General features: G+C 69.0%; 16 protein-coding genes, 2 tRNA genes and 1 pseudogene. 13 read left to right on the plus strand and 6 right to left on the minus strand.

The genetic code is table 11. The features are described from left to right. The first annotated feature begins 66 nt into the window (after positions 1-66). The 10 genes and pseudogenes from LBC97_08970 to LBC97_09015 all read left to right on the plus strand — a co-directional run bounded on the left by LBC97_08970 (position 67) and on the right by LBC97_09015 (position 10,831). The gene (locus LBC97_08970) at positions 67-390 is read left to right on the plus strand and encodes a DUF6112 family protein (protein MDR2566170.1); all 324 of its coding nucleotides are present in this window, start codon (positions 67-69) and stop codon (positions 388-390) included. 447 nt (positions 391-837) lie between these two features. Then, positions 838-2,217, plus strand: a complete 1,380-nt coding sequence (locus LBC97_08975) for a conjugal transfer protein TrbL (GenBank protein MDR2566171.1) — start codon at positions 838-840, stop codon at positions 2,215-2,217. Positions 2,218-2,220: 3 nt separating this feature from the next. Next, positions 2,221-3,687: a PrgI family protein gene (locus LBC97_08980; GenBank protein ID MDR2566172.1), complete on the plus strand. Its 1,467-nt coding sequence runs from the start codon at positions 2,221-2,223 to the stop codon at positions 3,685-3,687. Between the two features lie 2 nt (positions 3,688-3,689). Next, complete coding sequence (locus LBC97_08985) at positions 3,690-5,174, plus strand: ATP-binding protein (protein ID MDR2566173.1); 1,485 nt, start codon at positions 3,690-3,692, stop codon at positions 5,172-5,174. A gap of 93 nt (positions 5,175-5,267) precedes the next feature. Beyond that, positions 5,268-5,957: a hypothetical protein gene (locus LBC97_08990; GenBank protein ID MDR2566174.1), complete on the plus strand. Its 690-nt coding sequence runs from the start codon at positions 5,268-5,270 to the stop codon at positions 5,955-5,957. After that, the gene (locus LBC97_08995) at positions 5,954-7,717 is read left to right on the plus strand and encodes a TraM recognition domain-containing protein (protein ID MDR2566175.1); all 1,764 of its coding nucleotides are present in this window, start codon (positions 5,954-5,956) and stop codon (positions 7,715-7,717) included. The genes LBC97_08990 and LBC97_08995 overlap by 4 nt, the downstream gene beginning before the upstream one ends. A 22-nt stretch (positions 7,718-7,739) precedes the next feature. Further along, positions 7,740-8,204 (plus strand): hypothetical protein, encoded by a 465-nt coding sequence (locus LBC97_09000; protein ID MDR2566176.1) that lies wholly within the window; start codon positions 7,740-7,742, stop codon positions 8,202-8,204. 83 nt (positions 8,205-8,287) lie between these two features. After that, a complete protein-coding gene (locus LBC97_09005; protein MDR2566177.1) occupies positions 8,288-8,722 on the plus strand; it encodes a single-stranded DNA-binding protein in 435 nt (144 codons plus the stop codon). A 5-nt stretch (positions 8,723-8,727) separates the two neighbouring features. Next, positions 8,728-9,336 (plus strand): hypothetical protein, encoded by a 609-nt coding sequence (locus LBC97_09010; GenBank protein MDR2566178.1) that lies wholly within the window; start codon positions 8,728-8,730, stop codon positions 9,334-9,336. 412 nt (positions 9,337-9,748) lie between these two features. Beyond that, a pseudogene (locus LBC97_09015) lies at positions 9,749-10,831 on the plus strand (recombinase family protein). A 586-nt stretch (positions 10,832-11,417) separates the two neighbouring features. Here the strand turns inward: LBC97_09015 and LBC97_09020 are convergent. Beyond that, positions 11,418-11,499 (minus strand) — tRNA-Leu (locus LBC97_09020). A gap of 77 nt (positions 11,500-11,576) precedes the next feature. Between LBC97_09020 and LBC97_09025 the strand changes: the two genes are divergently transcribed. From LBC97_09025 to LBC97_09035, 3 genes are all read left to right on the plus strand, one after another. Beyond that, on the plus strand, positions 11,577-11,840 hold the full coding sequence (locus LBC97_09025) for a hypothetical protein (protein ID MDR2566179.1): 264 nt from the start codon (positions 11,577-11,579) through the stop codon (positions 11,838-11,840). Next, positions 11,837-12,235: a co-chaperone GroES gene (locus LBC97_09030; protein ID MDR2566180.1), complete on the plus strand. Its 399-nt coding sequence runs from the start codon at positions 11,837-11,839 to the stop codon at positions 12,233-12,235. Before LBC97_09025 ends, LBC97_09030 begins: the two co-directional genes overlap by 4 nt. A 78-nt stretch (positions 12,236-12,313) precedes the next feature. Continuing rightward, positions 12,314-12,386, plus strand: a tRNA-Lys gene (locus LBC97_09035). Between the two features lie 60 nt (positions 12,387-12,446). Here LBC97_09035 and LBC97_09040 read toward each other — a convergent pair. The 5 genes from LBC97_09040 to LBC97_09060 all read right to left on the minus strand — a co-directional run bounded on the left by LBC97_09040 (position 12,447) and on the right by LBC97_09060 (position 19,282). Beyond that, positions 12,447-13,913: an APC family permease gene (locus LBC97_09040; GenBank protein MDR2566181.1), complete on the minus strand. Its 1,467-nt coding sequence runs from the start codon at positions 13,911-13,913 to the stop codon at positions 12,447-12,449. After that, on the minus strand, positions 13,913-14,719 hold the full coding sequence (locus LBC97_09045; GenBank protein ID MDR2566182.1) for an alpha/beta hydrolase: 807 nt from the start codon (positions 14,717-14,719) through the stop codon (positions 13,913-13,915). The genes LBC97_09040 and LBC97_09045 overlap by 1 nt, the downstream gene beginning before the upstream one ends. Positions 14,720-14,731: 12 nt before the next feature. Beyond that, positions 14,732-15,484 (minus strand): FCD domain-containing protein, encoded by a 753-nt coding sequence (locus LBC97_09050; GenBank protein ID MDR2566183.1) that lies wholly within the window; start codon positions 15,482-15,484, stop codon positions 14,732-14,734. Beyond that, the gene (locus LBC97_09055; GenBank protein ID MDR2566184.1) at positions 15,481-16,749 is read right to left on the minus strand and encodes an ArgE/DapE family deacylase; all 1,269 of its coding nucleotides are present in this window, start codon (positions 16,747-16,749) and stop codon (positions 15,481-15,483) included. Before LBC97_09055 ends, LBC97_09050 begins: the two co-directional genes overlap by 4 nt. A gap of 88 nt (positions 16,750-16,837) precedes the next feature. Further along, positions 16,838-19,282 carry an MMPL family transporter gene (locus LBC97_09060; protein MDR2566185.1) on the minus strand — a complete coding sequence of 815 codons (2,445 nt, stop codon included), beginning with the start codon at positions 19,280-19,282 and terminating at the stop codon, positions 16,838-16,840. Between the last annotated feature and the right edge of the window lie 220 nt (positions 19,283-19,502).

A 19,502-nucleotide genomic window follows, 5' to 3' on the forward strand; every position in this document is an offset into this window, starting at 1 on the left:
CACCTGCCTGGCGGCCCGGAGCGACCCAGCTTCCGGATGCGAACGACAAGCAAAAGAGGTACAAGCATGCTGACCAGGCTCTGGCACGCCGCGCTCCCCGCCATCGGTCTGCTGCCGATGGACATCAACATCTCCCCGAACGACAACGGTCTGCCCGGCATCTCCCAGTTGAAGACCATCGTCGGCGCCGTCATGACCGTCGGCCTGATCCTGTCGGTGCTGGCCCTGATCATCTCGGCCATCGTGTGGGGCCTCGGAGCCAACTCCAGCAACCCGCACCTCGCCAGCCGGGGCAAGCTCGGTGTCATCGTGTCCTGCGCGGCGGCGATCATCTGCGGCGCGTCCGTCACTCTCATCAACTTCTTCTGGAACGTCGGCCAGTCCGTCTGACCCGGTCGGGCTGATGTAGGGGTTCGTTCTAGTTGGCCAATCGACCGGCATAGTTGGCCACCAGTTGGCCATTGACCGCCCAGTTGGCCATTCCGAGCATTGCGCAGGAGCAGGCCCATCGCCGACCGGGCCGTACATCAACGGCCCCCCGCAAGGCGGCCGTGGCCGCGAAACCGCAGATGGAGCCCCTGGTTGCGGCCGCGCACCTGGAGAGAAGCGCCTCACCCGCCCGGGCGGGGACCGCCGCGGGACCACTCCAATAAGCGAGGCGGACGCGGCCGGGGGCTGGCGTCCACGACTGAAGAAATGGACAACTGCGATGCGTGTTCCACCTCGACCCGACCACCAGGGCGAGACTGCCACCTGCGGCAATACGGTCACCAGTGGTCAACAACCTGGTCATGGTGGCCAAATCCATTGAATTCCTACAGCTGAGAGGAGCAGACGATGGGGGTTTGCGACGTTCCGGGCGTCTCATATGTGTGCGACGCGGTCGGCGACGGTGTCGCCACGTTGGTGTCGGCGCCGTTCGACTGGCTCGCCTCGGCGATGGGGTCGGCAGCCGGGTGGGTGTTCGAACAGGTCTGGACCGTGTTCGACACCACCACCATGGTCGACGTGACCAACTCCGGCTACCGGCAGGTCTACGCCCTGGTCTTCGGGGCCGCCTGCTTCCTGATGCTGATCTTGTTCTGCTTCCAACTCGTCGCCGGGCTGATACGACACGAACCCGCCGCCCTGGGACGCGCCGCCACCGGGCTGGCCAAGTCCGTCCTCGGGAGTTTCCTCGTCTTGGCCGTGACCGGTCTGCTGTTGGAGGCGACCGACCAGTTGTGCGTCGGGATCGTGCAGGCGACCGGGAACACGATGGAGTCCATGGGCGGCAGGATCGCCGTCCTGGCCGCCGGGCTGACCGCGATCAACATCGCCGCTCCCGGCGTGGGGGCGATCATCACGATCTTCCTGGCCGGGCTGGCCATCACCTCCGCCCTGGTCGTGTGGTTCTCCCTGCTCGTCAGGAAGGCGCTGCTGCTCGTCGCGGTCGTGTTCGGGCCGTTCGCGACCGCCGGATGGTCCTGGGACGCCACCAAGGGCTGGTTCTCCAAATGGGCCATGTTCGTCATCGCCATGATCCTGTCGAAGCTGGTCCTCGTCGTCACCCTCCTGGTCGCCGTCACCCAAACCGCCTCCCCGATAGACCCAGACCTGCAATCGGTGTCGGAGCCGGTCGCGGGCGTCGTGTTGATGATGATTGCCGCGTTCGCCCCCTACATGAGCTACAAGTTCATCTCCTTCATGGGAGCCGACATGTACCACCTGATGAGCGCCGAGCGAGAAGCCAAATCAGCCATGAACCGGCCCATCCCGGCGCGCCCCCAGGCCTCCAACCCGTCCAACATCCTCGGCGGCAACGGCACCAGCTCCAGCAGCACCGGGGGCGGCGGCTCGACCCCGCCGCCCGCCTCGCCCAGCGCGGGCTCCGGCGGGGGTAGCGCGTCGGCGGGCGCGTCCAGCGGCGGTGCGGCGGCAGGCGGATCGGCCAGCGCCGGTGCCAGTTCTGCCGGCGCGGGTGCCTCCTCGGGCGGCGCGGCAGCCGGGGGCGCAGCCGCTGCCGGTCCAGCGGCAGCCGTGATCATCGGGGCGCAGGTCGTCAAGGGGGCGGCCACCGCCGGGCCGAAAGCCGGGGGCGGGGTCGGCGGCGCGGCCACCGGGCAGACCGACGCCGCCCAGGCGACCCCGCCGACCGCTCCGGCCACCACGTTCACGCCGACCTCCAGCACACCGCCGCCGCCCGAACCCCCGGCGCCGGCGCCGCAGGGGGCGTAGCCGATGGCCCAGACCACGAAAGACCGCGACGGCTACGACCTGAACCCGGTCAAGTTCAGCCGCCTGTCGAAACGCGGGCTGCTGCTCGGCCTGTCCGGGCCGCAACTCGCCTGCCTCGGCCTCGCGGCTGCCGTGATGGTCGCCGCCCTGTACACCGGAGGGGCGGCCGCGTTCACGGTCGCCGCCGTCGTCTGGCTGCCCGCCTGCTGCCTCGCCCTGATCGGCGTGGCGGGAAGGAAACTCATCGAATGGGCGCCCGTCATCATCCGCTGGCTCACCCGCACCCACAAGGGACAAACCATGTTCAAGAAGACAATCGCCAAACCCCGCCCCGCAGGCACCCTGTCCCTGCCAGGAGACGCCGCCGCGCTACGCCAACACCAAGACCCCGCCACCGGGGCCGTCATGGTCCACGACCCCCACGCCCAAACCCTGACAGCGGTGGCCGAGGTCACCCACCCGTCATTCGTCCTGCTCGACCCCGCCGAACAGGAACGCCGCGTCCAATCCTGGGGCCGGGTCCTGGCCACCTGCTGCCGCGCCGGGCGCATCGCCCGGCTCCAAGTCCTGGAGCGCACTCTGCCGGATTCCGGCTCCGGCCTGATCGACTGGTGGCGGCTCCACGGCACCGACGACGGCTCCTGGACCGCCAAGGTCTACCGGGACCTGGTCGACCGCGCCGGACCCGCCTCCGAACGCCACGCCACCACGATCTCCGTCGCGCTCGACATGCGGCTGGCCGCCAGGGCGATCCGGGGCGCGGGCGGCGGGATGCGCGGAGCCGCCTCCGTCCTCGGCCAAGAGATGAACACCCTCGCCACCGCCCTGCGCAGCGCCGACCTCAACCTAGGCGAATGGCTCGGCCCCGGTCGGTTGGCGCTCATGCTCCGCGCCGCCTACGACCCCGAATCCGCCACCCGCCTCGAACGCAACCGGGCCATCGGACGCGACCTGTCCAATGCCGGGCCGGTCGCCGTCCACGAGTCCTGGGCGTCCATGCGCACCGACACCGCCTTCCACGCCGTCCTGTGGGTCTCGGAATGGCCGCGCGCCCAAGTCTTCCCCGGCTTCCTGTCGCCCCTGCTGCTGTCGTGCGGCATCCGACGCACCTTCTCCTTGACGGTGACGCCGATGCGGGCCGACCAGGCCGCCCGCGACATCCGCAGGAAGAAGACCGAGCACATCGCCGACCAGGCCCAACGCGCCAAGATCGGCCAGATCGAGGACGCCGCCCAAACCGCCGAATACCACGACGTCCTCCAACAAGAAGCCGACCTCACATCCGGCCACGGCATCGTCCGCTACACCGGCCTGATCACCGTCTCTGCCCCGTCCGAACCGGAGTTGCAAGCCGCGCTCGCCGCCATCGAACAAGCCGCAGTCCAAGCCTCCTGCGAGACCCGCACGCTCGTCGGCCAACAGGCCCAAGGCTTCACCGTCGCCGCGCTACCTCTATGCAGGACGGTGTGACCATGCCCAGCAACGATCACGTCCACGCAGCAGTCCTGGTCAGGCCCCCCAAACAGCTTCGCCGCGACCGCAAAGCGCAGGAGCGGGCCGCGCGTCAAGCAGTTGTCGACGGCGAGCGCGCCCAGAAAGCTCAGCAGCGCGCCCTTCTGGAGGCCGCGCGCCAGGAAACCCGCGAGGCCACCTATCTGCCTGCCGCTGGGGAGCCGGGAACGGCCCAGCTACGCACGCCGGGCCGGTTGCGTCTGCCGCAGCATCAGGACACCACAGCCACGCTTGGCGGGGCGTATCCGTTCTTGGCTGAGGGGGGCTTGGGGTCTGACGGGGTGTTCGTCGGGCAGGACATGTTCGGCGGGGCGTCGTTCGTGTACGACCCGTGGGTGCTGTACCGGGCCGGTCTCATCACCGCCCCGAACATCGTCCTGGCGGGGATCGTCGGCTCCGGGAAGTCATCCCTCGCCAAGTCCCTCTACACCCGCTCCATCCCTTTCGGCCGCAGAGTGTACGTTCCGGGCGACCCGAAGGGCGAGCACACCGCCGTCGCCGAAGCCGTCGGCGGCAAAGCTATCCGGCTCGGCCACGGCATGGCCGCCCGGCTGAACCCCCTGGACGAGGGATACAGGCCCGGCCACCTGTCGGACGTGGAGTGGCGGGCGCAAGTCGCATCGCGCCGACGCGACCTTATCGGCGCTTTGGCTGAGACAGTCCTGGATCGCCCGCTGGCCCCGCTGGAGCACACCGCCATCGATGTCTCCCTGGTCTCAGCGGTCGGTGCGTGCGACGTGCCGATCCTGCCGATGGTCGTGGACCGGGTTCTCGCCCCGGACCGGCGCGACGACCCGGACGGGAGGCTGACCGAGGACGGCAGGCAGGTCGGCCACGCCCTGCGGCGCCTGGTCGCCGGCGACCTGGCGGGTCTGTTCGACGGGCCGTCCACCGTCAGGTTCGACCCGAGCCTGCCGATGGTGTCCCTCGACCTGTCGCGGGTGGCTGAGAACTCGACCCTGATCAGCGTGTTGATGACGTGCTCGTCGGCGTGGATGGAGTCCGCGCTCCTGGACCCGGACGGCGGGCAACGCTGGGTGATCTACGACGAGGCGTGGAGGCTGATGTCGCATCCCGCCCTGTTGCGGCGGATGGACGCGCAATGGCGGCTGGCCCGGCATTACGGGATCGCGAACATGCTGATCTTCCACAAGCTGACCGACCTGGACAACGTGGGCGACCAGGGCACCGCTATGCGCGCCCTCGCCTCGTCGCTGCTGGCGAACGCGGAGACCCGGATCATCTACCGGCAGGAGTCCGACCAGATGACAGGCACCGCCGAGACCCTCGGCCTGACCGGAACCGAGATGCGGCTCTTGCCGACCCTGTCGACCGGGCAGGGGTTGTGGCGGATCAAGGATCGTTCCTTCGTAGTCGCCCATCAGCTCCACCCTGACGAACTCCGGCTGTTCGACACGACTTCCAAGATGTTGGGGATCTCCTGAGTTCCGCTGACCGCTGGCGGCGGGACGCGCACCTGGCAGGCACGAAGGGGACGCGGCATCCGGGCCGCGCCCCGTGAAGCCTCTGGAGGAACCGTGTCCGATCCGTTGTACGCGCCGTGGAAAGAAGGCGATCCCATCGCCACGGTGACCATGTCCGAGCCCGACCTGATGAGCGTGCGCCTGCTCGGCATCCCCTACCAGGCGCCCGCCGACTGGCTGCCGCTGAAGCGGACGGACTTCGGTAAGGTGATGGACCACATCTACACCAAGTACCCGATGCCGTTCACCTGCGAGATCATCGAGACCGATGGCACACGCACCACCGGCGTCGTCGACCTGACCGACACACCCGCCGCCACAGCGCCGACGCAGGCCGCTCAGCACGCCCGGCAGGCGCACCCCAGCCACGCCGCACCGCCTCCCGCCCAGCCTGTCGGCGAGCCGACGCCCGAGGCGTCCTGGGTCCGCCTCCTGGACGAACCCGAACCCGCCCCCATACCGGAAGCGTCGGGGCTAGGGGCACGGCTGGAGTCTTTACTCGGCCTGCCTGCGCTGCCGCCCCGGCGCCGCGAGGGGGAGGCGGTGGTTGCCGCCTACGGGTTCGAGCCCGGCGAGCAGGTCGCCGTGGGCCTGGTAGTCGGGCACGTCGCCGCCGACCACCAGGGGCGCGCGGCGGTGACCCTGCCCTCCTGGGTGCTGGCCAACCTGGTGACCGGGGAGGCCGTCCTGGCGGGTCTGGCGTCGGCCCGGTCCAGTGTCGTGCGCGGCGACGCGGGCCGATGAGCCAGGCCCCCGTACCCGCCGGGCGCGACGCGCTGGCGAACCTCGGGATCGGCCTGCTGCTCGCCATCGGCCTGCTCGGCCTCGTGCTGCGCGGCGCGGGCAGCCTCGCCTGCCTGATCACCGGCCACGACCAGCCCACCGGATCGTGGGCGTCCGGCCTCCTCATCCTTGCCCGCCCCACCCACCCAGGGACAGTGATCGGAGCGGAAGGCCTCCACCCGGTCATGTACTGGCTGGTGGCCTGCGTCCTGCTATCCGCCCCGGCCGTCGGGGGCGTGTGGCTGTGGCGGGTGGTCCGCGACCACTCGCGCCGGGCCAAGGTCGACCCGCGCCGGATCGCCGGGACCGCCACGCGCGACGAGATCCGGATGCTCGCCTCATCCAAAGCCCTGCTCAAACGCGCCGGAACGCTGCGCCCGTCCGTCCCGAAACCCCAGCCGACCGATGTCGGCTACCTGCTAGGCACCAGCCACGGGGCTGGCGTGTGGGCGTCGGTCGAGGACTCGATCCTGCTGATCGGGCCGCCCCGGTCGGGCAAGGGACTGCACATCGTCATCAACGCCATCCTGGACGCGCCCGGCGCTGTCGTCACCACCTCGACCCGCCCCGACAACCTGACCGCCACTATGAGAGCCCGTCAGAAGGCTGGCCCGGTGGCGGTGTTCGACCCGCAACAACTCGCAGAGGGGCTGCCCGCCGGTTTGCGCTGGTCGCCCGTGCGGGGCTGCGAGCAGCCGTTGACGGCGATGATCCGGGCAACCGGCCTGGCGTCGGCTACCGGGATCGGCGGCGGCGGGGTCGAGAACGGCGGCTTCTGGGAAGGCAAGACCCGAGTCGCGCTGCAGTCCCTGCTCCACGCCGCCGCCCTCGGCCAGCGGGACTCCGCCGAACTGTTCCGCTGGACCCTGGACCCGAACTCCGCCAACGACGCCGTCGGCATCCTGCGCACCAGCCCCGACGCCGCCACAGGCTGGGCTGAGGCCCTCGACGCCACCATCCACGCCGACCCGCGCACAAGAGACTCCATCTGGCAAGGAGTGTCCCTGTCGTTGTCGGCCCTGGCCGATCCGAGGGTGTTGGCGGCCGTGTCGCCCGGCAAAGGCGAAACATTCGACCCGGCCCGGTTCCTCCTAGACCGGGGCACCCTCTACCTGCTCGCCACCGGCGCTGGGGCCGGCGCGTCGTCGGCCCTGGTGGCGGCGTTCATTGAGGACCTGGTCGAGACCGCCCGGAAACTCGCCGCCAGGTCGCCTGGCGCGCGCCTCGACCCGCCCCTCACCCTGGCGCTGGACGAGATCGGGAACCTCGCCCCGTTGCCCTCGCTCCCGGTGCTGATGGCCGAGGGCGGGGGCACCGGGATCACCACTCTGCCAGTGCTCCAGTCCTTGGCGCAGGCCAGACAGAAATGGGGCCAGAACGCCGCCGGAGCGATCTGGGACGCCAGCATCGTCAAGATCATCCTCGGCGGCGCGTCCAGCCCGACCGACCTGCGCGACATCAGCACCCTGATCGGGGAACGGGACGAGACCACCACCAGCGACACGATCAACGAGCAAGGCTTCACCTCGACCCAACGGTCGATCCGGCGGGTGCCGGTCATGCCACCGGAGACCGTCAGAACCCTGCCGTTCGGCACCGGCGTCATCCTGCTGCGCACCACCCGGCCCATCATCGCCGACCTACGTCCCTGGCCGTCTCGCCCGGACGGCAAACAACTCGCCGCCGACCGCCAGGCGGTCGAGGCGTCCCTCCACCCGTGACCCGCCCAAAAGGAGACCGCCAATGGCCGTCAACACGCATCAGTCCTTGTCGGGGTTCGTCGCCTCCGAACCAGTCATCTCACCCGACGGCGACACCCAACGCCTCGACATGACCGTCGGCCAGGCCCGCCACGCCCGCACCCCGGATGGAGGCGTCGTCCGCGCCGAACCAGACCTGTGCCACCTTGTCCTGAAGGGCGTGCCCGCGATCCGAGCCGCCGGGCAGTTCCGCGTCGGCGACCAGTTCATCGCCGAAGGGCGCATGGCCGAGGAGAAGGTGTGGAACGCCGACACCGGCCAGTCCGAACTGCGGCCCGTGTTCCACGCCAGCCGCATCGGCCCCGACACCGCCTCCACCACCTACGAGTTGCTGTTCCAGCGCCGCATCCACCCCAAGCACGCGCCCCTGCGCGGCACCGCGGGGCCGTCCCAGCCGACCGGGGCCACACCAACGCCACCGTCCCAGCCTCCGGCCTTGTCGCTTTGACCTGGCGGTTGGGGCGGGCGGCGCACCTGCCCGGTGATCGCGGCCGCCAACCGGGCGGTCGCCCCGAGCATGAGGAAGACCAGATGCCCATCAAGACCAACGAGTCCATGTCCGGATTCGTCGCCACCACCCCGCAGCTGACCCGCACCGGGCAGGGCGAGGCCCGCATGTACATGCGGGTCGGCCAAGAGACCTGGACCCGCAACCCGGACGGCTCCCACACCCAAGGCGAGTCGACATTCCACGACCTGGTGATGTTCCGGCGTGCCGCCGAACGCGCCGCCGAACGGTTCGCCAAAGGGGACAAGTTCGTGGCCGAAGGCCGCGTGCACGCTTACACCGTCACCGCCGACGCCGGCCAGACCGTCAACCGCGAGGAGTTCATCGCCCGCAAGATCGGCCACGACAACGCCTCCACCAACTACACCGTCGACCGGACCGCGCGCGTCCAACAAGGCCCGACCAACGCCGTCAGTGCCGCGCCCGCCGCCCAGGCCGCTCCGGCTGTGGGGATGTGACCGCCGTGCCCACCACTTTCGCCGACCCTGACGACTTCGACTTCCAAGCCGCCGACCAGCAATTCACCAGGCCCGCCACCGGTGAGATCGGCGGCAGCGCCGGATCAGGCGGGCCGCCCCGCCCGGTCGTGTGGGCGGCGCTCAGCGCCGACCAGGCCGAGTTCGAGTGGCTGACGTTGAACGAATGGGTCGAAGACCTCCGCGTCACGTTCAACCTGGACGTCACCGTGATCCCGCCGTTCTGGCACCGCCACCCGCTCCTGGTCGAGCACCTGTCGGCCCTGCACACGCACTGGCTGGCCGCGTTCGACCAGGAGCAGCACGGCTCCGCGCCGTTCGGCTGGACACGCGACCTAGACGAGTGGAAGAACCGGATGCGGGAAGCCGTCTCCCAGTTGGGCTGCCGCCTAGACACCTGCCGCCCCCAGCAGCGAACCATGTGGCCGGGCGAGCCCGGCCCCGAGATCGACGAGTTCCCGCCGCCGGTCAACCTGGCCGACCGCTACGACGACCTCGTCGCCTGCGTCATGTGGGACACGGGGCGCCGCCGCCGCGTCGAGGACCGCTACTTCCGCATGATCGCGTCCGGCGGCGAAGACGTCGAGGAGGCGTGATGGCCGGGTACCGGAAGAAGACGAACTGGGCGCCGCAGGCCGAACGCGAGTTCACCGTCACCGACGAACGGCCCGACCGGTTCGACCCGCTGCGGCTGAAGGACTTGTTCCTGGTCGCGGCGTTGTCCGAGGGCGACGCCCCGCCCGAAGGCTGGCCTGCGCGGAGGCTGTCGCCGGGAACCAACCTCAAAGGGCCGCGACCTGCCCTCCGACCCGTCTGACCAGAGGTAACATCAACCAGCCGACAAACCAGGAAGCCCCGCCCACGAGGCGGGAAGGCCGCCCCAGGCGCCGCCGGGGCAATCACGAGCAGACGACCGTCGGCGAACCAACCGCCCGCATGGCGCGGTCGGCCAACCTCGGCAGACCGGGGGGTGGCCGCCCGCGCCTGCGTCTCGTGAACGGAGCCGAGATGACCGACGACCTGACCCTCGGGGCCGCAGGACGCGCCCTGGCCGTCACCTACCTGCGCGTGTCCACCAAAGAGCAGGCCGAGAAAGGCGGCACCGACGAAGGGTTCTCCATCCCCGCCCAGCGCACCGCCAACACCAAGAAGGCCGACGAACTCGACGCGCTCGTAGTCGAGGAGTTCGTCGACGCCGGGGAGTCCGCCCGCAAAGCCGACCGGCCCGCCCTGCAGAGCATGCTCGAGTTCGTCGCCCGGCACCACATCACCTACTGCATCGTCCACAAGGTCGACCGGCTCGCCCGCAACCGCGCCGACGACGTCGCCATCCACCTCGCCCTCAAACAGGCCGGGGTCGTGCTCGTGTCCGCGACCGAGAACATCGACGAGACCCCGTCGGGGATGCTCCTGCACGGCATCATGTCGACCATCGCCGAGTTCTACTCCCGCAACCTCGCCACCGAGGTGGTCAAGGGCATGACCCAGAAAGCCAAGACCGGCGGCACCCCCACCAAAGCGCCCATCGGCTACATCAACGTCCAAGTCCGCGACCACGACGGCAGACGGGTCCGCACCGTCGAGACCGACCCGGAACGCGGACCCCTGATCGCCTGGGCGTTCAAGGCCTATGCCTCCGGCAACTGGACCGTCGCCCAGCTCCGCGAGGAACTCACCCGACGGGGCCTTGTGACCCTGCCGACCCCGAAGCACCCGTCGAAACCAATCGCCAAGTCCTACCTGTACAAGGTGCTGTCGAACCCCTACTACAAGGGCCAGGTCGTCTACCGGGGCCAGATGTACAAAGGCAGCCACACCCCGCTCGTCCCGCCCGAGGTGTTCCTGCAAGTCCAGGCCGTCCTCGCCGCGAACGCGAAAGCCGAACTGCACACGCAGAAACACGACCACTACCTCAAAGGCACCGTCTACTGCGGCGGCTGCCGCTCCCGGCTCATCCTGACCAACGCCAAGAGCCACACCGGCGACATCTACCCGTACTTCATCTGCTCCGGCAGACAACGCAAAGCCACCGACTGCCAGATGCAAGCCATCCACGTCGAGAGAGTCGAACGGCTCGTCGCCGACCACTACACCACCGTCACCATCCCCGCGCCCGTCCGAGCCAAACTGCGCCAAGAAGCCCACGCCGACTTCGACCAGATGATGGCCGAAGCGCACCACGACCTGGAAGACCTGCTGGCCCAGAAGAAGCGGATCGAGGACCAACAAGACCGCCTCGTCGACGCCCACCTCGAAGGCGCGCTGAGCATCGACGTGCTCACCCGCAAACAGAAGACGCTCGAAGAACGGCTCGCCCTGCTTAACCACGACATCGCCGCGTGCCGCCAGGACTACAAGCCCGCCAGAGCAAACATGGACGCCTACCTGTTCCTGGCCTCCGACCCCCACGCCATGTACCTGCGGGCCAACAACGCCACCAGGCGGCTCGCCAACCAAACCTTCTTCACCAAGATCTTCATCACCGAGAACCCCCGTCGACCCGGTCACGACCGCCACACTGTCACCACAACGCTCGGCCAGCCGTTCGCCGCGATCCACGACCACGCCGTCGCCCTGGACGCCAGACCCACCGACCCCACGCGCCCACCGACGCGAAAAAAGAAGGCGGGCGAATCAAAGGTTGAGGCTGGCCAAGGTTTGAACCAGACCTCAAAGGTGCGCCAGGCGGGACTTGAACCCGCACGCCCGAGGGCACAGGAACCTAAATCCTGCGCGTCTGCCAATTCCGCCACTGGCGCCCGCATAGGACCCTAGCCCACGTGGCCCCCGGCGCCCAAGCTCGGCGGCCCGCAGTGGCGCCCGCTAACCTTGGGGGATGGACAAATCATCGCTGGACTCCTTGGCCGCCGGACTGAAGGACCAGCAAGCCGCCACCGCGAAGGTGATCGCGCAGTTAAAGGCGGAGTTGTCGCCAGAGTCCCTGGTCGCCTTGGGCAAAGAAAAGGCCGCCGATGCCGTCCGGGCGGCCACGCTCGAACCCTCCGGCCGGCCCAAGGCCTGGGTGTTGATCCTTGTCAGCGTGGTTTGCGCGCTGACGGCAGTCGGGATTGCGCTGCGGATCGCGAGGCGCAAGAAGTGACCACACGGGAACTGGCCGGGGCCGGGGAGGCCGCGGCGACGGCATCGGGCGCGGGAAAGGCGGCGCCGAAACTGCCGGAGGGGCCGCTGCCGGTTCGTTTGCTGGCGGACCGGCTGTTGGTGCTGCTGGACGCCGAGTCGGCCGAGCGGCGCAGCGCCGGCGGGATCCTGATCCCCGCCACCGCCGCCGTGGGCAAGCGCCTGGCCTGGGCCCACGTGGTGGCGACCGGGGACGCGGTGCGGCAGGTGGCGCTGGGCGAGCGGGTGTTGTTCGACCCGGAGGACCGGGCGGAAGTCGAAATCGGCGGGCAGACCTACCTGCTGCTGCGCGAACGCAACGTCCACGGCGTGGCCGAGGCGCCCGGCGGGAACGAGTCCGCCGGCATGTACCTGTGAACGCCCCGCCTTGCGGCCTGGGCCTGGGCAGACGCGCGTCCCAGGCCAAAGGCGAAGCGTGCTAAAGTCTCTAGTCGCGCGCCATTAGCTCAATTGGCAGAGCAGCTGACTCTTAATCAGCGGGTTCGGGGTTCGAGTCCCTGATGGCGCACTTAGTCAACCAACAGTTGTTGGAACGGCTGTGGCCCGCACCTTGCTCGCAGATCTCCTTTCAGGCGACCGGCGCCGTCTGGTCGGGTTCGGCCAAGTCGCCCTCCAGCAGGGCTGGGGCGGCGGCCAGGACCTTGGGACGCGTGAGCTTGAGGACAACCACGTAGACCACGCCCGCGGCGAGCAGGCCCAGCGACCACAGCGGCATCCAATCAAACGCGCCACCCTGGCCGGGGCGCAGGTTGCCCCACATGGGCAGCGCCAAGACCGCGACCCCGATCACCGGGACGACCAACCACAAGAACGGGTTCTTCCTGATCCCCTGCTTGCGGAACTTGAAGAACTGGACGAACAGGGCCACGTTGGTGATCGCGTAGGTCATGACCACGCCAAACAAGCCGAAGCCCGGCAGGAAACCCGACGTGGTGTCCGGATCCGTGATCAGCATGGAGAGCACGCCGATGGCGATGCTCGGCGCCACGAACGCGATCGCGGCCGCCCACGGGGTCTTGAACCGGGGGCTGGTCGCCGCCAGCGAGCGCGGCCAAATGCCGCCGCGGGCGCCGGCGAAGATCACGCGGGCCGTTTGGGTGTTGGCCGCAATGTAGGAACTGGTGACGGAGATCAGGAAGATGGCAGCGACGAACGGCACCATGAACCGGGCGCCAATGTGCAGGAACTCCTGGGCCGCCGTCGCGAACGAGTTGCCGTCCTCATACATCGCCTGCCCGTCGTTGCCGAAAGCGGCCACCTGCGCCCACGCGCCCAGCACATAAAGAGTGCCGCTGATCAGCACGGTGAGCACCAACGCGATGGGCACGTTCCGGCGCGGGTTGTCGGTCTCCTCCGCCAGCGGCGCGGCGGCCTCAAAGCCGCCGAACGCGACCACGGTGACGCTGAAGGCCAAGAAGATGTTCGAAGCGCCCTGCTTGGGCCAGGTGAACGGCTCGGCGGTCAAACCCACCGCGTCCGTGCCGCTCTGGAACAGCACCGCACAGATGACGACCAGCACAACCGCCACCTCGATCACGTACAGCACAATGGTCGCCCGGACGCCGAAGTGCAGGCCTACAATCACCGGAATGGTGACAAGCGCCCCATACACAATGGTGGTGATCACGACCAGCCAGGCCGGCTGCGCCTCGGCGTACCCGAACACGTAGGTGACAATGTAGTTGCCCACGTAAAGGTAGATGCCGGCGAAGGCGATGATGTAGCCGATCACCATGATGAAGCCGGCCACCGTGCCGACTGCGGCGCCGAACGTGCGGGCCACATAGGTCACGAACCCGCCCGCGCTGGGATAGATGCCCGCGAACTGGGCGGTGCTGAGCGCGGTGGCCAAGAAGCCGACCATTGAGATGAGGTACACCAGCGGCACCGAGGCTCCCGCCAGACCGGCGACCACCGCGGTGGTGAAAAGCAGGTTGAACGCGGGCGCGATCTGCGCCAATCCGGGCAGCAGGACGCCCGCCAAGCCCAGCTTCTTGCGGGGCGCGAGTTGGCCGGCGGGGGCTTTGTCGGCCATCAGCGGGCACCGCTCTGGAGCAGGAAGCCGATGAACGCGGCGTTAAATTCATCCGGGTACTCCCAGCAGCAGCCGTGGCCGCCCTTGGTGGTCCGGAACACCGAACCCGGGATCAAGTCGGAAAGCTCTTTGGAAAGCCGGGTTGGGATGAGGATGTCCTGCTCTCCCGCCAGCACCAGGGTGGGAATTGAGGCCAGGTCTCCCAGGCGGGCGCTCTCGTCGAAGTCCTGAATCACTGCGAGCTGCGCCAAGTAGGCCGGCACGGGCTGGTTCATGTAGCGCATGGCCGATTCGAATTCCGCCAGCTCCTCGCCCCTGTCGCGGAAGAAGTCGAGCGTGAACGCCCACAAGGTCACGTCCCGCATGACCTGCGGCACGCCCATGACGGTCGCCGTGTCCGCCCACATGGCGAACATGCGCGAGCAGAACGGCCCCGGCGCCGCGTAGGTGCACGCCAGGGTGACAGACGAAAGGTCGGCGCCGTACTTGAGCGCGTAGGTCTGGGCGATCATCCCGCCCATCGAGACGCCCATCAGGTGGTAGCGCCCAAGCCCCAGGTGGTCCACGACCGCCTTGATGTCATCGGCCAGCATTTCCGCGCTGTAAGGACCGGCGGGCTTGCTGGTCTGGCCGATCCCCCGGTTGTCGATGGTCACAACCTTGAAGCCGTTGTCGACAAGCGCCGGGACCTGGCCCGCCCAGGTCTCAAGTTCGTCGGCCAGGCCGTTGATGAGCACGACGGTCTGGGCGCCGTCGCCCTCGACCTCGTAGCGTATGTCGATGTCATTCGCGTGCAGGTACGGCATGAACGTCTCCTCCTAGTTGGTTGTCGGACGCGCCTGGCGATAAAGGGCGCGGAGCACCTCCGCTGTCAGCATGAGGTGGGTGGCCATGAGCTGCGCGGCGTCCTCGGCGCGACCGCCGTCCACCGCGTCGGCGATTTCCGAGTGCTGCGTCACCGCTTTGGCGCGAACCTCGGCGTTGTACGGTTCGGCGTCAAAGCCGAGGCTCACCTCGTGGCGCAGCCGCAAGCTGAGTTCGGCCAGCCTCGGATTGTGGGACGCGGCCGTCACGGCGCGGTGGAACGCGAGATCCGCGTCACGCGATGCCTCGCGATTGTTCTCGGCTTCGGCGTAAGCGCGCACACATTCCCAAATCCTCCGGACATCCTCAGGGGTGCGGCGCTCGGCCGCGGTGCGGGCGATCTGCTGCTCAATCAAGGACCGGAAATCGAGGGTGACCTCAAGCCCGGCCCATTCGGGCTCAAGCGCCCGGCGGACCATAGAATCCGAGGTTTGGCCCCACTGCGACACCACGGTGGCGCCGCCGTTCCTGCCCCGGGTGATCCTCAGGTAGCCCAGGGCGGCCAAGCGGGTCTGGGCCTCGCGCACCGTGGTTGGGCTGACCTCCAACATGGCGGCCAGTTCCGCGATCGGGGGGAGCTTTTGCCCAACCACGAAATAGCCGAGGGCTATCGCGGTGACGAATCGATCCGCGATGCGGGCGGCCACGGTCTCCGCCACCAGCGGCGCCAACACGCCATCGGCCTGGTTTGGAGCCTTGCCGTTCATTGGCCGAACCAGCGGCGCAACAGGCGGGCGACCGCCTTGGCGCATTCTCCAATGCTGGCGACCTCGACCGCCTCGTCGGTGCCGTGCATGTTTCTTGTTCTGGGGCCGTAGGCCGCGGCGGGCACGCCGAAATGGTTGACATACAGCCGGGCGTCCGTAGTGGAGCCCAAGGCCACGCTGGCCGGTTCGACTCCGTGGACTTCGCGGTGAGCCGCCGCCAGCGCGCGCACCAGCGGAGTGTCCGGATCCTGCAGGTGCCCCTCCGCGCGGAAGCCGTTCATTCGGAGCACGGGCGGATGGTCCACCAGCCAGGGATCCGACTCCACGGCCGAAAGCACGGCGCGGCGCACATGGTCGAAGGCCTCCTCGCTGGTCCACGCGCGCGGGTGGCCAACGCGCACGCCAAGGCGGGTCAGCGCGGGAACGCTCGAGATCCAATCGCCGCCCGCGACCGTCCCAAGGTTGACGTTGTAAGGATGGGCGATCGCGGCGAAGGCCGGATCCGGGCGGGCAATGTGGGCGGCGTTGAGCTCGTCTTCGAAACGGCGCAGCGCGCCGACTATGGCCGGCAGCGCCAGAATCGGGTTGACCGCGCCCTCGGCCGCCTCCGCGTGCGCCGCGCGCCCGGGAATCTCGATCTCAACCCAGATGATGCCCACTCCGCCAAGCAGGATTGCCAGTTCAGTCGGCTCGAGCAGCAGCGCCGCGTCGGCCAAGTGCCCGGCCCGCGCCGCCGCCAGGGTGCCGTTGCCGGTGTACTCCTCTTCGATGGCCGCAGTCCAAGTCAACCGCCCTTGGCGCAGCCAACCGGGTTCGACCGCGTCCAGCGCCCACAGCGCCAGGAGTCCCGCGGCGAAGCCCCCCTTCATGTCCGCCGCGCCGCGGCCGTGCAACCAGCCGTCAACCACCGTCGGCTCGAACGGCGGGGTGCGCCACAACGCCGCCTCCTCGGCCGGGACCACATCGATATGCCCGTTTACCAGCAGGCTGGGGCCGGTGCCGGACTCGGCTCCGCGTGTGGCGATCAGGTCGTAGCGGCCGGCGTAGGGCAGACGGGGGACCCCGGCCAGCGGGTCGGCGCCAATCCCCTCGGGGATCTGGAGCCGCGCGACGGCGAAGCCCAGGCGCTCAAGCTCCTCTGCCAGCACCTCCTGCGCGCCTTGCTCCCGACCCAGCGTGCTGGGTTCGGCCACCAGGCGGCTCAACACGCCGACGGCGCGCGGCAACTGTTCGTCTATTTCGCGGTCGAGCGAAGTCGGGGGCATGGTCGTTCTTCCATCTAAACAGCCAGTCTTTAGCTGTATTTCGACACAGTAGCGGTGGGATTGGTCGGTGTCCATAGGTCTTTTGAGGTCAGCTATCGGCGGTCTGAACCGGTCCCGACCGCTGCTCGGCGTGCCGGCGCTCCAAACGCGCGCCCTCAATGTCCGCCTGAGGCAACAGCCGGTCCAACCAGCGCGGAATCCGCCAGGCGGCGGCCCCCACCAAGCTCATCAGGGCTGGCATCAAAACGAGGCGCACAATGAAGGCGTCCATCACCACGCCCAAGGCCAGCGCAAAGCCGAAAGCCTTGACCATGGCTGAGTCAGCCAGCGCAAACGACCCGAAAATCGCCACCATGATCAAGCCTGCGGCCACCACCACGGCCCGGCCAGCTCTGAAGCCGTGGGCCACCGCCAATCGGGGCGGATCCCCATGGACGTACGCCTCCCGCATGCCCGCGGCCAGGAATATCTGATAATCCATCGCCAGCCCGAACAGCACCCCGGCCAAGATCACCGGGAGGAAGTTCAAGACCGGCCCCGGCGCATTCAGCCTGATCACGTCCTTCGCCCAGCCCCACTGGAAGACCATCACCACAAGCCCCAGGGTGGCAAACAGGGACAGAATGAACCCGCCCGCCGCGATCAGGGGAACCAACAAAGACCGGAACACCAGAATCAGGATCAGGACGGTCAAGCCGACCACCACACCCAGATAGAGGGGCAAGACCGCCCGCAACCGGTCGGAGATGTCAATGTTGATGGCCGCCTGCCCCGCCACGCCCAAAGCCTGGTCGCCCGGTCCGGCGTCAAGACCCCGCAAGCGTCCCACCAGGTTGGCCGTCGACTCGTCGTTCGGACCGCCCTCCGGCAGTACCTGGAACGCGGCCAGGCGGCCGGACTCGGAGACCGCCACCGGGGCGACCCCGGCCACCCCCGCCTGGGCGCCCACAGCCTGGGCGATCTCGATTTGCGCGGCCAGCCGAGCGGCATCGTCCAACCCTTCTGGCAAATGCGCCGCCACCAACAGCGGGCTGTTAGCGCCGGGGCCGAACCGCTGGGCGGTGACGGTGTGGGCGCGCTCGGCCAACGAGCCTTTCGGCTCCGACGAACCGTCCGGCAGGCCCAGGCGCATGTCCATGGCCGGGATGGCGAGCGCCGCCAGGACGGCGACCGCCGCCACCGCTTGCAGCGCGCTGACCACGGCCCGGGCGGGGCGCGGCGGGGCGGGATTGTGCGGGCGGGCGCCTGAGCGGGCCGCGCGCGGGAGGACCCGGCGGCCGGCCAAACCAAGGATCGCCGGCGTCAGCGTGACCGCCACCAGAACGGCCACGGCCACGGAGGCCGCTCCGACCAGGCCCATCAGGCCCAGGAAGGGCACGCCGGTGACCGTCAGCGCCGCCAAAGCCACCACAACCGTTGCGCCGGCGAACACAACCGCGGTGCCGGACGTGCCGTTGGCCAGGGCAAGCGACTCAAGCGGGGCCAGGCCGGCTAGAACCTGGCGGCGGTGCCGGTTGACTATGAACAGCGAGTAATCCACGCCCACGGCCAATCCGAGCATCACCCCCAAGATCGGCGTGACCGAGGTCATGGTCACAGCCGAGGAGAACGCCAAAGTCCCCAACGTGGCCACGCCGACTCCCGTGACCGCGCCGATCACCGGCGCCGCCATAGGGATCAAGGCTCGGAACATGACCACCAAGACCAGGGCCGCCAGGGCCAGGCCGACCGCCTCGCCCGGGCCCAGCAGATCGGGCACGTCCTGGGACATGTCGACCGAGGCAGCCACCTCTATCCCATCCAGGTCCGCGTCCTCAAAATGGGCGATCGCGGCCCGTTTCGACTCACTCGGCAGGTCAAGCCGAGGCTCGGTGAAGGCAAGCTGGACCAGCGCGGCCCCGCCATCCTCGCTGACCATCCGGATTGGCTCGGCCAACGCGAGGAGCGCGGCGGCGGCCTCCAATTGGGCGGTTTGGGCCGCGAGTTCAGCCCGCCCCTCCTCGATCGCGGCGCGCTGGGCCTCCAACTGCGCGGCGGCAGCCTCCGGGTCGGCAGGCGGCGGGACCTGGCCGGTCTGCACGGCCTGTTCGGCGGCCGCGATTTGGGCTTCGGCCTGGTCAAGCTCCTGGCCGCCGGCTTGGATCGCGGCCTGGCCCGCCGCGATCTCCTCGGCCTGGCTCTGCCGTTGGGCCTCGGCGGCGAACGGGTCGACCGCCTGGGCCAGGTCTGGAAGGGCCGCCGCGCTCGCGACCGCGTTCGCAACCTGATCGCGCTGCGTCTCGGTGAAGGGCTGTCCGTCGGCCGTGCGCAGCACAATGGTGCCGGATGCACCCGCGTATTCGGGCAGTTCGGCGGCGAGTTCGTCGACCACCTCGGATGACGGCAGGCCGGGTATGTCGAAGCTGGCAGCCAGGCTCCCGTGGCCCATCCCAAAGGCTGCGCCCGCGATCGCGAGCAGGACCACCCAGGCGGCGATCACCGCCCAAGCCCGCCGCGCGGTCGCCTTGCCCAGCCGGTAGAGGAACTCCGCCATTGCCAACTCCTTCGCGTCCGCGCCTTCGGCCCGGTGTTCGTGACCCGTCGCATGACCTTGCCGGTCCCAATGGGGGCCGCGCCTGTCGGGGTTCTTGTGGTCCTGTGAGGTTGGCGTCCCGTTGCGGCGCCTCTCCCCACCAGGCGAGACGGTGCGGTTCGTCTCGCATGCGAAGCCTACAATGTTGGCATGATTTCCCGCCAATCGGACGCCAGTCGCC

It is taken from the genome of Bifidobacteriaceae bacterium (genome assembly GCA_031281585.1).
Classification (GTDB): Bacteria; Actinomycetota; Actinomycetes; order Actinomycetales; family WQXJ01; genus JAIRTF01.

Coding starts and splice junctions, on each gene's coding strand:
- LBC97_09045 (MDR2566182.1), bottom strand. CDS start 14,719: ATGCCGTACCTGCACGCGAATGACATCGACATACGCTACGAGGTCGAG.
- LBC97_09000 (MDR2566176.1), top strand. CDS start 7,740: ATGGCCGTCAACACGCATCAGTCCTTGTCGGGGTTCGTCGCCTCCGAA.
- LBC97_08980 (MDR2566172.1), top strand. CDS start 2,221: ATGGCCCAGACCACGAAAGACCGCGACGGCTACGACCTGAACCCGGTC.
- LBC97_09040 (MDR2566181.1), bottom strand. CDS start 13,913: ATGGCCGACAAAGCCCCCGCCGGCCAACTCGCGCCCCGCAAGAAGCTG.
- LBC97_09025 (MDR2566179.1), top strand. CDS start 11,577: ATGGACAAATCATCGCTGGACTCCTTGGCCGCCGGACTGAAGGACCAG.
- LBC97_09060 (MDR2566185.1), bottom strand. CDS start 19,282: ATGGCGGAGTTCCTCTACCGGCTGGGCAAGGCGACCGCGCGGCGGGCT.
- LBC97_08975 (MDR2566171.1), top strand. CDS start 838: ATGGGGGTTTGCGACGTTCCGGGCGTCTCATATGTGTGCGACGCGGTC.
- LBC97_08970 (MDR2566170.1), top strand. CDS start 67: ATGCTGACCAGGCTCTGGCACGCCGCGCTCCCCGCCATCGGTCTGCTG.
- LBC97_09050 (MDR2566183.1), bottom strand. CDS start 15,484: ATGAACGGCAAGGCTCCAAACCAGGCCGATGGCGTGTTGGCGCCGCTG.
- LBC97_09055 (MDR2566184.1), bottom strand. CDS start 16,749: ATGCCCCCGACTTCGCTCGACCGCGAAATAGACGAACAGTTGCCGCGC.
- LBC97_08985 (MDR2566173.1), top strand. CDS start 3,690: ATGCCCAGCAACGATCACGTCCACGCAGCAGTCCTGGTCAGGCCCCCC.
- LBC97_08995 (MDR2566175.1), top strand. CDS start 5,954: ATGAGCCAGGCCCCCGTACCCGCCGGGCGCGACGCGCTGGCGAACCTC.
- LBC97_09005 (MDR2566177.1), top strand. CDS start 8,288: ATGCCCATCAAGACCAACGAGTCCATGTCCGGATTCGTCGCCACCACC.